Source organism: Arthrobacter sp. 2MCAF14 (assembly GCF_052115645.1).
Taxonomy (GTDB): Bacteria; Actinomycetota; Actinomycetes; order Actinomycetales; family Micrococcaceae; genus Arthrobacter.
On the sequence record NZ_JBFRHB010000002.1, the window covers coordinates 153,807 to 167,195 of the forward strand.

Below are 13,389 nucleotides of genomic sequence, written 5' to 3' on the forward strand. Positions count from 1 at the left end.
GTGTGGGGGTCGGCCATTTGGCCGGTGACGCTGGAGAGCGGCGACCTCATCCTGCGTCCCATTCATTTCCGGGACAAGAAGGAGTGGGCCGAGGTCCGCTCACGCAATAGTGAGTGGCTGGCGCCTTGGGAAGCCTCCAACCCGGCCCCTGGCGGTCGCCTGCCGAACTACCGGCAGATGGTGGCTTCCCTTAACGCGCAAGCTCGGCAAGCCAGTGCCCTTCCGTTTGTGATCACGGAGCGGACTCCCGGGTTCCCGGAGCACAGGATCGTCGGGCAGCTGACGGTCTCCTCGATTATGTGGGGATCGGCGATGACTGCCACTCTTGGCTATTGGGTCGACCAGGCCCGGGCCGGTCGCGGAATAGTGCCCACTGCGGTTGCCATGGCGACCGACCATTGCTTTGAGGCCCTTGGCCTTCACCGGATGGAGATCAATATCCGGCCCGAGAACGGGCCGAGCCTGCGGGTCGTTGAGAAGCTGGGATTCCGTGACGAAGGCCGCCGTGAGCGTTTCCTTCACATCAACGGCGAATGGGCTGACCATCGAAGCTTTGCATTGACCTCGGAGGAGGTCCCTGGGGGTTTGCTGGCTGCTTGGCTGAGACGCGGGGCCAACTAGTCCGCTGGGGTGTATGAGAGTCGGTAAATCCATTGATTTGCCGACTCTCCGGCGACACACCGTGGGCAATGCGGTAGCCTCCGCGTATTTGCTTCTACGGTTTTGATTGTGGACTTCCCTCTCAGCAGCTCGGTGATATTGGTCATTGCTGTCGCGCTGTGGATTGTTTGGGTTGCGCCATACATACTGCGGAATCGTCACAACCACGTCCAAGTGGCCGGTGACATCCCAGCAGATGTGATCGACGAAGACGCTCATGAACTGCAAGCCGGGGTGGTTCTGTCAATCACCCCTCGGCAGGAGAAAGCAATGGAAACCATGCAGAGCACCGCAACCGCATTGCCCGAGGTACCGGCTGGCGCCGGCGAACGGCGTGATGCTGCATCGGACGCGGCGGTCTTCAAAGTCAGATACGGGCGCTGCGCCCTTGCTCTCGCCGGGCTCCTCCTGTTACTCACGGCAGCCGTTTCCGGCGTGCTGCGCATTCTTGGCCTCGTTTCGGGCTGGGTGCCATTGGTATCCATCGTCGGCGTGGTCGGTACCGTCTTCCTGCTTCGCCGGCTGGCCATCAGGGACCGCAGGGCGAAGATGAACAGGGCATTCCGCAATGCAATGGGTCCCACGGTTGAGAGTCCCCGCGTCGGTCGTCCGGCCTCCGACCGCCCGGCTACCAAGATCTTCGACGCCGAAGCCCATGCCCGAGAAGCGACCCGCCTGACCGCCGTCGAACTTCGTCAGGCGGCCCTCAACGTTGCCGTCGCCGCCGGCGACAACACAGTCCGGTTTACGGCGGAATCCAAGGAATCCGAATGGCAGCCGGTGGACGTTCCCAAACCAACATACGTCGACGCAGCCAAGGCACCCCGGCCGGCACCAGAACCCCTCGACTTGCCTGAAGCTCCCAAGCCCCTCGGTAAGCCGACGTTGAAGCCGGCCAGCGCGCCGTCCGCGGCCCCGTCGGTCCAGGCGCAGCACGGCAAGCCTCAGAGCGCGCTCAGCAACCTCGACGACGTTTTGCAGCGCCGCCGGGCATAGCCTCCCTTGACTACTGTCTGCGTCGCAGGTGGCACCGGACAGGTGGGGCGTGAAGTCGTCCGTTTGGCGCTCGACTCCGGACTAGGCGTGACGGTGCTGAGCCGCCGCCCGCCGTCGGGCACGTCATCGGTCCATCACGACGGCGCCCGCTACTTTCAGGCTGACGTCACCACAGGCGCCGGGCTGCCGGAAGCCCTGCACGGGGCCGACGTCGTGATCGACTGCTTGGAAGGGCAGTTCGGGAAGGCCCGCAAGAATTTCGCCGACGGCGGCGCGCACCTGCTCGCCGCGGCCGCCGGTGCCGGTGTCCGTAAAGCGGTTCTCCTCTCCATCATTAACTGCGACCAAAGCAACGCGGCGTTTTACGTCTCCAAAGCAGACAAAGAACGGGTCTACGCCAATTCGGCGCTTGAGACGGTTGTTGTGCGGGCCACCCAGTTCCACAGCCTCGTGACGGCGGTTTTCCAGGCCGGGGCGAAAGTCCGCCTCATCCCGGTCTTCAAAGGCGCACGCTTTCAAACGATTTCGCCAGCGGATGTGGCGTTCGAGTTGCTTGCCGAAGCCGTGGGGGAGCCCTCAACAGAGCGGCACCGGACACGAACCATCGGCGGACCGGACATCCGGACCATGCGTGAACTCGCTGAGATCTGGCGAAAAACTACCGGACATGGGCGGATCATGGAGGTGCCGTTGCCAGGAGCGATGGGCAAATATCTTCGGAGCGGACTGAATTTGGTGCCAAGCCAGCGGACGGGAACAGACACGTTCGAGTCTTGGTTGGCAAAGCGCGAAGATAGTTTGTAGCCTAGGGACACTGGCAACGCACGGTTGACTAGGGGCTATAGCTCAGTTGGTAGAGCGCTTCGTTCGCATCGAAGAGGTCAGGAGTTCGAATCTCCTTAGCTCCACAGTTTGCAAGGGTTTTGGGGCCGTTGGCCCCTTGGAATAAACACTTTCGTAACACTTTGGGCCGGAAACCGACTCAGAAGTCCCCATCGCAATGTATGTCTTGTGTGTCATGTCGGTCATTCTAGCGACGAGGCGGAGCCACCACGCGGGTGGGTTCTGCACTGGTGCCGACGGATCACCGGGCCTTGTGCAAGAGTTTCGACGGGCGTTCGTCATAGGGGGGCAGTGAAGGTTTCACGGCTTCCTTCAGCGGTCCGAGGTCCGTAACGACAGTGTTGGAGATGCTGAGCTGGTTAATTCCCTGTGCATACTTGAACCCTTCCAGGGACGTCACTTCTGCAGGCAGGGTAAGTGCCTACACACCAGCGGCTTCCGAGTAAGCCAGCGGGGCCCCGTGAGGCTTACCGAGGGAGTCTAGGATTGCGTTGCGCGGAGCCGTATCGGGAATGACCCAGTCACTGGCCAGCTGTGCCGGAGTCATCGAGAAGTTCGCCGGCCGCTGTGCCGCGTACCTGACATGGCCAACGGGGGACCAGTCAGTGCCAGAGTTGTAGGCGACCGGTGTGGAATCGATGTTCAGGTATTCCAGCTGAGACAGTCCTGCGATTGATAGAGGTGAAGATCAATGGCCTGGTTTCAGAAGTCCGAGACGCCTCTAGAGGTAGACGCCGATGGCGGCGATGCGCTCAAGGCCGACCTTGCGGCAGCCGTTGCCTAGCGTCGAAGGCACCCCAAAGCCGTGCAGGAGACGTACTGGTCACCCAGCACGATTATTGGTCGTTCACCGTCACCGTGAGTCAGGACGTCCCCGCGGTCATACCGTCCAGCGACGGGCATGGCGCCAGGCATGGTGACGGGCGATACTCGAGCGGGTGCGAGGCTACGGCCGCCGATGGATGCCGGCGCGATCTATGCCGCTAACGACGGCTGAGTCCTTGCGCCTACAAGAGCAATCGGATCGAACTCGACCAGCTGCAGATCGACTAGGAGCGGTAGCGCGCTGCCTTACAACAAAACTCAGTGCGGCCCGTTGCTATTTTAGGGACTGGGTGAATGCGCGGGAGAACTCGTCGGCGTCCTCGGGGGAGTTCATGACCTCGATGAGCATTGTAGTCGGAGAAGCGAAGGCTTCTTCCAAAGCGGAGCGGAGCTGCCATGGTGTTTCGACGCATCGGCTTGCGACCCCAAGACTCGCCGCGAAGGCAGCGTGATCTATAGCTGGGTTGTCGAAGGTCCATCCGAAGTGTGACTCCGCTTCGGACAGCGGGCTCTTCGCCACACGCGCCAAGGCTCCGATGTCGCGCCAGCCGCCATTGTTGAGGATCACGAAGATTACGGGCGCCTGTAGCTGGGCTGCCGCGTAGATTGCCGTTGACGAGAACATGAAGCCTCCGTCTCCGAGGAGAGCTACAACACGTTGGTCGGGGCGTGCCAGTTGAATGCCGATTGCTGCGGGCCCACCCCAACCCTGGGCACTTGCCTTACTGGAGATGCCGAAGAATGTGTCGGTGTCGGCACGCGGCATGAGCTCTTCGACGAAGGGTTCGCCAGATGCGCAGTGGTTAACGATGATCGTGCCCTGTGGCATGGCCTTTTCAATCTCGGTAACGATCCGACCGATCGCCAGCTGATCATCATCGAAGCGGATAGCCCGGATCTCTGCGATTCGGACCTCCCGAGCCTCATGGATTGCCTGTGCTGCGGACAGACGCCTCTTGCGAACGAGTTCCGGGATCGGGTCTGCCACGAGCTGTTGACGCACCGCGTAAAGTGTCGAGGCGGGCATGCCGAGCACCGCGATGTCGGGGCGGATCTGGCGTGTTAGCAGGAGCGGGTCCGGGCTCAGGACTATCGTCATTGCATTTCGAAAGTCAATGGGGGCGGTGAGGCCGGATTCCGTCAGTTCCACGCCCAGGAGGAGCACCAGGTCGGCACCGGCGATCGCGTCAGGATTTGCGGTCAGCTTTCCGCCGAACTGGGGATGCACGGTCGGGAAGCCGAGGTCAGCGATCTTGTCTTCGCTGAGTACGGTGGCTCCAAGAGTTTCGGCGAGGAGCACCGCTGCGTCGACGGCGCCGTAGCGGGCGAGTTCACTGCCTGCAACCAGTACCGGGTTGGCGCTCTCTCGGAGGAGGCGTGCCAGCCGGGTGATCGTTGCTGGTGCTGCCGTGAAGTCTGCGAGCAGATCTGTTGGCCTTACCCCGGATGAGGTGTCAGTCGTTGTTTCGAGCCAAACATCCATGGGGAAAGCCAGATGAACCGGCCCAAACGGTGGTGTATTTGCGATTTGGAATGCCCGCTCAACGATCTCGGGGATGCGGTCGGCGGACGGAATCTCACAGCTCCATTTGACGAACTGCTCGCTCATTTCAGTCACAGCGCGTGGGACCGCCGCATATTGATCGCGCCCTGCCAGCTTGCGGCTCGAGGTCGTCGTGGTGAAGACCAATGGCACGCTCTCTGCCCAAGCCGTAGTCAACGCCATCATGCCTAGGCCTGTCCCGGACGCATGGTATACGTTAACGAATGCCGCTGACCGGTTGGCACGGGCGTACCCCTCGGCGATAAGCCCAAGGTTGGTCTCGTTGAGCGCCGAGATGTAGCGCACCTTGTCCTTGTGAGCGTAGAAAGCTTCCGCCAAGGGGAACAATCCCAACCCGACGATGTTGAACGCATCCTTGACTCCGAGGCGCACGAGGGTGCGGACCAGAAGTTCCGCGCCGTTAATTGAATCCATATTTCGTTCCTTTGTAGGTTGCCTGCGCGCGAGAACAGAGAACTTGCACGCTGAGGGCGCCAGGACGGCGCGTTGCCAAGACCGTGGTATCGGTTCCAGAACTCCATCCGGTCGGGATGGGCTGGCCGGGTCGGTGAGGCTACCGTGGGGAAGGTCCTCGTGGCGGAGGTGTTCGTTTGCGTTGCACGCTTCGAGGTTGTCTAGGTGGTCAACCCCGCTTGACGCAAGCGAATTCCGCCTGGCAACGGTGCGGTGGCCTAGTTGTAGAGTCCATCGACTCTAGTGCCCTGCGGCATGCCAGCATTCTTGTACAAACGCTTCGGTCAAGTGCCGATAAGAAGAGGATCCATGACTTGCGTCACGTGAGCAAAAGTATTCTGGTCACTGGAATGTCTCGTACCGACGCTGTACCGTTTCTGCACGTGAGTCATCACTCTGCGACCCAACATTCCCGGCCGATCTACGCGATTGACGCGGTAGACCACGCCCTTAGGGCAATCCACATGCTGCGTGACGGGGGATCGACGAGAGTGACGGAAGTAGCAAGGCAGCTGCAGATTTCGCCTTCTAGCGCTCATCGTCTAATGGCGATGCTCGTCTATCAGGGATTCGCAATCCAAGACGACAGTCGTCGTTATCTTGCGGGACCCGCATTAAGCGCGCCGATTATCGCCAGTGGCGATACCAAGAAGATGGTCGATGCTTCCAGACCTCTGCTGGAACAGCTGTGCGACGAACTCGGTGAGACCGTGAATCTCACCAGCCGTGTCGGTATGCACGCGCGCGTGCTTATGACGGTGGAAGCGAGGAGTTTGGGACGAATTGGGGATCGGACGGGAGCGGTGCTGCCAGCTCACGCCACTTCGGCGGGCCGAGCGCTGCTTGCCGCAGAACCATTGGAACTCTCTCAGCGGCTCTACAGGAGTAAGAATGCAGATAGGCTCGGGTTGGCGCTCCCCGATGGCGTCTACCGACAGTTAATCAGGGAGCTCAAGGCCACCCGTCAGCGTGGATATGCCCTCTGCTGGGGTGAGACCCAGATTGGCGTTGCGTCAGCCGCGGTGCCTGTTACTTCCGCGACTGGCCGCCCTCTCACGACCATCACTGTGTCAACACCTGTTTCGCGGCTCGAGTCTCTCTATAAAAAACAAGTCAATCTGGACAAAATTTTCCGGGCCCAGCATGATCTAGGTGCTGCTCTTGCCTGCGTTCTCTAGGGAGAACCGTGCCCCCAAGGTCGGTCGTCGACCTCGCCGGTAGGGAAGGGATCCATGAAGGCGGCGTCGTTTCTGCCAGCAAGAAATGGGTTCTGTTCGCGAGCGCAAACTGGGAGTCTGCTTGTAACCAGATCCCTGGAAGCCGTCCTAGAGATTCGATCCGTCCCTCCGGCTTCCCTGCGCACGGCTTGGAAAATGGACATGGCTTGGGATATTGAACGCACTAAAGCACTCTTGCTGGCGGCCGCGGCCGTTGAATTCGGTCAGAAAGGGCTGGCGGGGGCAAGAGTTGACAACATCGCGTCCGGTGCCGGCATCAACAAGGAACGCATCTATCAATACTTTGGAAACAAGGAAGGTCTGTTCGACGCCGTGCTGGCTGCCGAACTGGGCAGTGTCGTGGACGATGTCCCCATCGTCGGGTGCGGGCCTACGGCTATGGGTGAATTTGCTGGAAGGCTTTTTGATTATCGCGCCGAGGAAGGCGCTGCGTCGCGCCTTCTCTTCTGGGAGGGTCTGGAACGTGGTGATCGGGTTGCGGACCGGGCCGCCAGAGCAGGCATGTGGGGTTCGAAGGTTGATGAGGCGCTGAAAGTTCTTCCAGGGATTTCCAGGACGGACGCCGCAGACCTTCTTCTCACTGTGTTCACTCTCTGTGGCGGATGGCATGTCCTTCCGCAGGTGGATGCGCTCCTCGTTAGTGACCGTCATGCCAGATCCTCGCGGCGCAAGGCATTCGTGGTCCGCCTGACGACTACCGTTGCCGAATCCCTCTTGGCTGATGCCTCCAGGTCTTCGGCGTTGACTGTCTAGGCGTGACTTCATTGGGCGTTCGCTGGCATCCCTCAATATCTCGCTGCAGCGCAACTCTTTCTGCAAAGCAGAAGTCTCATGAGTCATGTGGACTCGTAACTCGTAGGATACTCGGTCGTTCCGCGGTGACCGTCGCTGATAAGACGCAAAACCGGCGCGGCGGCGGACAGTGTGTGCCAGGGCAACGCCAATGGGTCCTTCTGGGCTAGCGCTTCAGTAGTTTTCCGTAATGAAGAAAAGATCCGACAGTAATGGTGGGCGACCCTACACTGAATCCACCGGGCCCTCCGGGTCCCTTCTACCTCAAAGAATTTTAGGAGCCTCAATGTCGAGTGCTTTGCAGACCCAGTCACACATAGCCAAGAAGGCGCGGACGCGTGCAGCAACGCTGGCGACACTTGGAAACGTCATGGAGTGGTACGACTTCACCGTCTACGGCTTCCTAGCCGTTGCCATCAGCGCCAACTTCTTCCCAAGCAGCGATCCTGGCGCGGCCCTGTTGTCGACCTTTGCTGTCTTTGGCGTTGGGTTTGTGGCGCGTCCTGTCGGGGCCTTTATCCTCGGTCCCTTGGTGGACAGTAAGGGTCGCAAGTTCGTCATGTTGCTATCGATGCTTCTGATGGCAGCGGGCTCATTGCTGGTGGGAATCGCACCAACATATGCACAAATCGGCCTACTGGCGCCGGCCATAATGGTTCTTGGCCGACTCTTCCAAGGCTTCTCGGCGGGAGGCGAATTTGGCAGCTCTGCCGTCTTCCTTGTGGAGTGGGCAGCCCCCAAACGACGCGGGCTTTTCGGTAGCTTCCATCAGGTCGCGACCTACGGCGGTCTGCTGACGGGCGTAATCGTTGTCGCAGTGCTCACTTCGATCCTTGGACCGGCACAAATGCAGGCGTGGGGATGGCGCATCCCCTTCATCTTTGGGGCCTTCCTCGCCGCGGTGGTCTTGTACCTGCGTCGCCGAGTGGAAGAGACCCCCGTCTTCAGCGATTCCGATCAGACTGAATCATCCCAGGACTCGGGCGCTCCGAGTCAGAGTAACGACCAAATTCAGCTGAGCTCCGTCAAAGGATTTTTCCTCACCATCGGCATCACCGCGCTCTGGGCAGTCACTTCGTTCGTGACCATCAACTACATGCCGACATTCACTAGCAAGTTCGCCGGGATCAACCAGCAAGAGGCATTGTGGGCCACCTGCATCGGGTGCTTCCTGGCTGTTGTGTTGTTTCCTCTCGCTGGGCACCTTTCTGATCGCTTTGGCCGTCGGCCGTTCATTCTCGGCAGTGCAATTGCTTATGTCGTACTGTCCGTGCCGCTGTTCCTGCTGATCGTCAATGGCCGGTCGTTGCTGGCCGTGATTGTGGCACAAGGCCTGTTCGCTCTCCCGACTGCAGCAATCGCTGGCGTGGGTACGGCAACCGTTACCGAGCTTTTCGCCCTTAGGCGACGCGGGGTTCTCGTTTCCATCGCAACCGCGATCGCGGTCACCGTGTTCGGTGGTTTTGGCGGATTCATATCGACATTGTTGATCGAAGCAACGGGTTCACCCATCTCCGCGGCGTACTACGTTGTGGGTGTCGCTCTGATCACTTTGGTGGCTGCCCTGGCTATGCCTGAACTGGGCAAGAACGAACTCCGACGGTAGCGATGCGCTTTTTAAGAAAAAGGAAAACAATGAACGAACGTCATGCCCTGATCACCGGCGCAGGCATGGTCGGAGCCTACACCGCATGCAAGCTGCTCGAGAACGGTTGGCGGGTTACCCTGCTGGACCGCCAACTCAACAGCGGCTACCTATCGGACGTCATCAAGGATGACACCCGACTCACTCTCCTTGAAGTTGACCTTACGGACATCGCGGCAACCGAACGAGCAATCCGCGGCCTGGGGCGTCTGGACTCCGTTGTCCACACAGCCGCTTTGATTGCAGCCCGCGCACAAGAAGACATTCTGGAAACACTCGAGATCAACGTGGCGGCGTCGCTGCGGTTGGCATGCCTTGCCAAGGAGTCCGGTGCCGGCCGGTTGGTGGTCGTTAGTAGCTGGAGCGTCTATGCGGATGATCAGAAGCAGGCGATTACCGAAGAATCACCCCTCAAGACCAGGTTCACTTCGTACTACACCGCCTCGAAGCTGGCCCTCGAGCATATGCTGAGCGCGTTCGCAGCAGATCAGCAGCTTCCCACGATTGCTCTTCGGCCGACGGTGATCTACGGCTACGGCCCTAACCTCGGTGGCGGCGTCGGCAGTGCTGCCATTGAGGCGCAGGTCCTGCGTGCAATGCGTGGAGACGACGTCACAGTTCCAGATAACATCATTTCCCAGACCGAACTTGTCTACGTCCAAGACGTTGCAGAGGCAGTAGCGGCGGCCGCTGGCGACAGCCCCATGAATGAACTCTTCATGGCCTACAACGTTGGATCTGCCGAGACAACTACAGTCGAGCAACTGGTTGAAACACTTGCGGAAATCTTCCCTGAAGCCAACGTCCAAGTGGGGCGCGGCCTTGATTACTCGGTGATTCCTCCCCGGCAAAGCCAACCGACAGAGCTCACAGCAATGCTTCGGGACCTTGTGCCCATCCCCCCACGAACTCGCTCCGCCGGATTCCGTGCCTTCGTCGCGGAACTTCAAGCGGCCGCGAACGGAAATCTTGAAACCCTAGGAGAAAACAAATGAATCCAGCAGCAGAGACTGAATTCTTCGAAACAGTCATAGCCGGAGTGGGATTCGGCGGTATCGCGGCCGCCCACGACCTGCTGGAGAGCGGCCGAACGGATTTCGTTCTTCTGGAAAAGGCCCCCGAAGCCGGGGGCGTCTGGCGGGACAACACCTACCCGAATGCAGCATGCGACGTTCCAGCCCATCTCTACAGCTTCTCATTCGCGCAAAACTCCGAATGGTCATGCAACTACGCCAGCCAACGGGAGATCCTCGAGTACACGAATCGCGTTATCGATGAGCTGGGACTCCGGGAGCGCATCCGCTTCGAGGAAGCCCTGGTTAGAGCGCAGTGGATTAGCGAAAAAGTGGTTTGGCGTCTGGAGACCTCCCGGGGACGGGTCATTGAATGCCGATACTTTATCTCCGCCCTCGGAACGCTCAACCAGCCCTTGATTCCGGATCTGCCGGGTCTGGGCGACTACCAAGGCCAGATTGTCCACACTGCGGAATGGCTGCCAGAGATTGACATGACAGGAAAACGTGTCGCAGTGATCGGTGCGGGGGCCAGCGCCATCCAAGTAGTCCCACATGCAGTTGAACAGGCAGACTCCGTCTTGGCGGTCATCCGGACGGCCCCCCATGTGATGCCGAAGCCCGAGGAATTCTACGACGAGATGGCTAAGGAGCATTTCCGAAACCATCCAGAAATCCTTAAGGAGCTTCGAAAAGAACAATACGACTACTGGAACCACTCCACGCACGCCCAGGCTGTCATGGACGAGGAGTTTCTGCAGACAGCCGAAACTGTCTGGCGAGAGCACATGGAATCTGCTGTCAGTGATCCACAGCTGCGGGAAATACTCACCCCCGACTCTCGCTTCGGCTGTCGCCGTCCGGTCGTGTCCAACAGTTTCTACCCAGCCCTTGCCGATCCGAAAACTACTGTCATCGACTCGGGGATAGAACGGCTCACTGCCTCAGGTGTTGTCTCGGAAACCGGCGAGAAGTTCGACGCTGACATTGTCGTACTTGCTACAGGCTTCCGTGCAACAGAAATGCTTAGCCATGTTGAGATCGTAGGGGCCGGCGGGTGGCCACTGACGGAGGAATGGCAGGAGGGCCCCGAAGCTTACAAGGGAACGATGGTCAAGGGATTCCCCAACTTGTTTCTTGTTACCGGTCCGAATACCCAAGCTTCTGGATCGCTCATCGGCGTTATCGAGGCTCAGACGAGGTACATCACCAAATGCCTGGAGGAGGCGGTCCGTCAGCAAAGCCCCGTCATTGAGGTGACAGCCCAGGCGCAAGCAACATTCAACTCCGGCCTCGAAAAGATGATGGAGAGAAGTGTTTACATAGCCGGGGGATGCCATAGCTGGTACAGGCTGGGCGGGACCGGTCGGGTGGTAACGAAGTGGCCCGGAAGCCTCTCGGACTTCGAGACAGAACTTGAAGACGTCGTACTGGATGACTTCACTTTTTCGAAAGCCTCCGAGCGATTCTTGACGCTTGTCGGCGACTAGACGAGCCCGGGCTGCGCCCCTTCTGCGTATACCGGGGTCTGATGGGACACCTGTTTTGCTTCCGATCCCCCATGCCCGCCGGTCTTGCTGTGTGTTCGAGAAGATTGCACTGGAAAGTGAGGTGGCAGAGATGCCCTCCGCTGAATTGAATTCCGTCGTCGAGATGCTGGCACAGTCCGTCCCGGACTTTAGCGATGACATCCACGAACTTCGGAGCCGTTTCGCTGATTTGGCCGCGAGGAACAAAATCGATGCTGGCATCACCCTAAGCCGTCGAACGGTTGGAGGCGTCGAGGTGATTGAGACTTCGCATGCACCAGACCTCCCCACGACCGTCCTTTTCTTCCATGGGGGCGCGTATGTCGCCGGAAGCGCTACAGAATCCTTGTCGCTGTCCTCTCAGGTCGGCGTTGCGGCCGGCGCCAGGGTTGTTTCAGTCGACTACCGTCTCGCTCCCGAACATCCGTTCCCGGCAGGAGTGCAGGATGCGTTAAATGTGTATGCCGAGCTTATCGAGGACGGCACAAAGCCGGAGAGTATTGTCTTTACGGGTGCGTCGGCGGGCGGGGGACTGGCCATCAGCCTACTCCTTGCTGCCAAGGCGCAAGGTTTGCCCATGCCAGCCGCGTGCGTCGTGTTCTCGCCCTGGATTGATCTGGAACTGACCGGCGAGTCTTTGCGCACCCGGGCCGACGTGGATCCTTCCCTTACCTTGAACGGCCTCCGTCGCGCGGCCGTGGATTACCTGCGCGGCAGATCACCCAGGCACTCAGGAGCCAACGCCCTGCATGCCAGCTTGGCTGGACTTCCGCCCTTGCTTATTCAAGTCGGATCACGGGAGATTCTGTTCGACGACTCCATCCGGCTCGCGGCCCATGCCGGGGCTGCAGATGTCAGTGTTGAGCTTCAATGCTGGCCTGAAATGGTGCATGTGTTCCAGGCGTTTGCCGCGCGACTGCCGGAAGGGCAAGCGGCGCTACAAGCGGCCGGTAGCTTCATTCGTACTAAGCTAACCCCTTAGTGAAACCTCCACATCCTACCGACCGCCTATTTCTGACCGGCCGTTCTCGCCGCCGGCCTCGGACCTCAGAATACTGACGATTTCATCCTGGGTGTGGAAGATGAGGTCCAGCTTGTCGGGAGCATAAAGCGATTCCAACCGCGCCACTGGCACGGAAACCGAGAACGTGGCCATCGACCTGCCGGGAGGGGTGGAAAGAGGGACTGCCAGTGCGGCGACACCTATTTGGGCTTCCTCGCGGCAAATGGCGTATCCGCGTTTCCGGGTCCGCTCAAGTTCGGCAAGAAGTTCTTCGAACTCCTTGTCCGGGAGATAGCTTCCCGCGAGCTCAGCACCCTTGCCACGATACAGCCGCTCGAGTTGCTCCGGAGGAATATGTGCCAGCAACGCCCGACCTCCGGCAGTCGTGTGCGCCGGCAAGACTGAGCCGGCTCTGTCACCGATACGGAGTACAGAAGTCGCTTCGACAGTCATCAGAACCCTAGCGTGGATGCCGACCCGGACTGTGAGGTTTACCGTCTCCTCAAGGCGGGAACAAAGAAGTTCAAGCGAGGGCCGGGTCAGTTCCCGCAGGGTTTGTGTCCAGGATGACCCGATGACCGGAGCTCCTAGCGCAGGCCCGGCCACGTAGCGCCGGGAATCATCCTGCAGGGCAAACCCCCGGTACATGAGCATCGACATCAAGCGATGGGCCGTGGAGTACGCAACGTCGAGTTTCGACGCAACATCGGTGATGCGAACGGCCCCCTCGTCGCGAAGAATACTGAGGATCCGCAACGCGTTATCCACCGAATCAATCGGGTACGGAGGGCGCTTGTGTTCAATGGTTGCTTTCTTCACAGCGGAAAC

The 13,389-nt window shown here is 59.7% G+C and carries 11 protein-coding genes and 1 tRNA gene; 10 read left to right on the forward strand and 2 right to left on the reverse strand.

The window, feature by feature from the left end; translation table 11 throughout:
• The 4 genes from AB4074_RS02595 (at position 1) to AB4074_RS02610 (ending at position 2,564) form a co-directional block, all read left to right on the forward strand.
• Positions 1–621, forward strand: coding sequence for a GNAT family N-acetyltransferase (locus AB4074_RS02595; RefSeq protein WP_441411945.1), 621 nt, complete (start codon positions 1–3; stop codon positions 619–621).
• A 309-nt stretch (positions 622–930) separates the two neighbouring features.
• Complete coding sequence (locus tag AB4074_RS02600) at positions 931–1,656, forward strand: hypothetical protein (RefSeq protein WP_441411946.1); 726 nt, start codon at positions 931–933, stop codon at positions 1,654–1,656.
• Between the two features lie 6 nt (positions 1,657–1,662).
• Positions 1,663–2,460, forward strand: coding sequence for an SDR family oxidoreductase (locus tag AB4074_RS02605; RefSeq protein ID WP_441411947.1), 798 nt, complete (start codon positions 1,663–1,665; stop codon positions 2,458–2,460).
• 31 nt (positions 2,461–2,491) lie between these two features.
• Positions 2,492–2,564 (forward strand) — tRNA-Ala (locus tag AB4074_RS02610).
• A gap of 1,034 nt (positions 2,565–3,598) precedes the next feature.
• Here the strand turns inward: AB4074_RS02610 and AB4074_RS02615 are convergent.
• Positions 3,599–5,302, reverse strand: a complete 1,704-nt coding sequence (locus AB4074_RS02615) for a thiamine pyrophosphate-binding protein (protein ID WP_441411948.1) — start codon at positions 5,300–5,302, stop codon at positions 3,599–3,601.
• 389 nt (positions 5,303–5,691) lie between these two features.
• On the opposite strand from AB4074_RS02615, the gene AB4074_RS02620 reads away from it, so the two are divergent.
• The 6 genes from AB4074_RS02620 (at position 5,692) to AB4074_RS02645 (ending at position 12,540) form a co-directional block, all read left to right on the forward strand.
• Positions 5,692–6,519 carry an IclR family transcriptional regulator gene (locus tag AB4074_RS02620; protein ID WP_441412139.1) on the forward strand — a complete coding sequence of 276 codons (828 nt, stop codon included), beginning with the start codon at positions 5,692–5,694 and terminating at the stop codon, positions 6,517–6,519.
• 195 nt (positions 6,520–6,714) lie between these two features.
• Positions 6,715–7,332, forward strand: coding sequence for a TetR/AcrR family transcriptional regulator (locus AB4074_RS02625; RefSeq protein WP_441411949.1), 618 nt, complete (start codon positions 6,715–6,717; stop codon positions 7,330–7,332).
• Positions 7,333–7,657: 325 nt separating this feature from the next.
• Positions 7,658–8,977 (forward strand): MFS transporter, encoded by a 1,320-nt coding sequence (locus AB4074_RS02630; protein WP_441411950.1) that lies wholly within the window; start codon positions 7,658–7,660, stop codon positions 8,975–8,977.
• A gap of 29 nt (positions 8,978–9,006) precedes the next feature.
• On the forward strand, positions 9,007–10,011 hold the full coding sequence (locus tag AB4074_RS02635; protein ID WP_441411951.1) for an NAD-dependent epimerase/dehydratase family protein: 1,005 nt from the start codon (positions 9,007–9,009) through the stop codon (positions 10,009–10,011).
• Positions 10,008–11,519, forward strand: a complete 1,512-nt coding sequence (locus AB4074_RS02640) for a flavin-containing monooxygenase (protein ID WP_441411952.1) — start codon at positions 10,008–10,010, stop codon at positions 11,517–11,519. The genes AB4074_RS02635 and AB4074_RS02640 overlap by 4 nt, the downstream gene beginning before the upstream one ends.
• A gap of 91 nt (positions 11,520–11,610) precedes the next feature.
• Complete coding sequence (locus AB4074_RS02645) at positions 11,611–12,540, forward strand: alpha/beta hydrolase (RefSeq protein WP_441411953.1); 930 nt, start codon at positions 11,611–11,613, stop codon at positions 12,538–12,540.
• Between the two features lie 15 nt (positions 12,541–12,555).
• Here the strand turns inward: AB4074_RS02645 and AB4074_RS02650 are convergent, their stop codons facing one another.
• Positions 12,556–13,380, reverse strand: coding sequence for an IclR family transcriptional regulator (locus AB4074_RS02650; RefSeq protein WP_441411954.1), 825 nt, complete (start codon positions 13,378–13,380; stop codon positions 12,556–12,558).
• Positions 13,381–13,389: the final 9 nt, after the last annotated feature.

Coding starts and splice junctions, on each gene's coding strand:
- AB4074_RS02620 (WP_441412139.1), top strand. CDS start 5,692: ATGTCTCGTACCGACGCTGTACCGTTTCTGCACGTGAGTCATCACTCT.
- AB4074_RS02635 (WP_441411951.1), top strand. CDS start 9,007: ATGAACGAACGTCATGCCCTGATCACCGGCGCAGGCATGGTCGGAGCC.
- AB4074_RS02600 (WP_441411946.1), top strand. CDS start 931: ATGGAAACCATGCAGAGCACCGCAACCGCATTGCCCGAGGTACCGGCT.
- AB4074_RS02640 (WP_441411952.1), top strand. CDS start 10,008: ATGAATCCAGCAGCAGAGACTGAATTCTTCGAAACAGTCATAGCCGGA.
- AB4074_RS02615 (WP_441411948.1), bottom strand. CDS start 5,302: ATGGATTCAATTAACGGCGCGGAACTTCTGGTCCGCACCCTCGTGCGC.
- AB4074_RS02630 (WP_441411950.1), top strand. CDS start 7,658: ATGTCGAGTGCTTTGCAGACCCAGTCACACATAGCCAAGAAGGCGCGG.
- AB4074_RS02625 (WP_441411949.1), top strand. CDS start 6,715: ATGGACATGGCTTGGGATATTGAACGCACTAAAGCACTCTTGCTGGCG.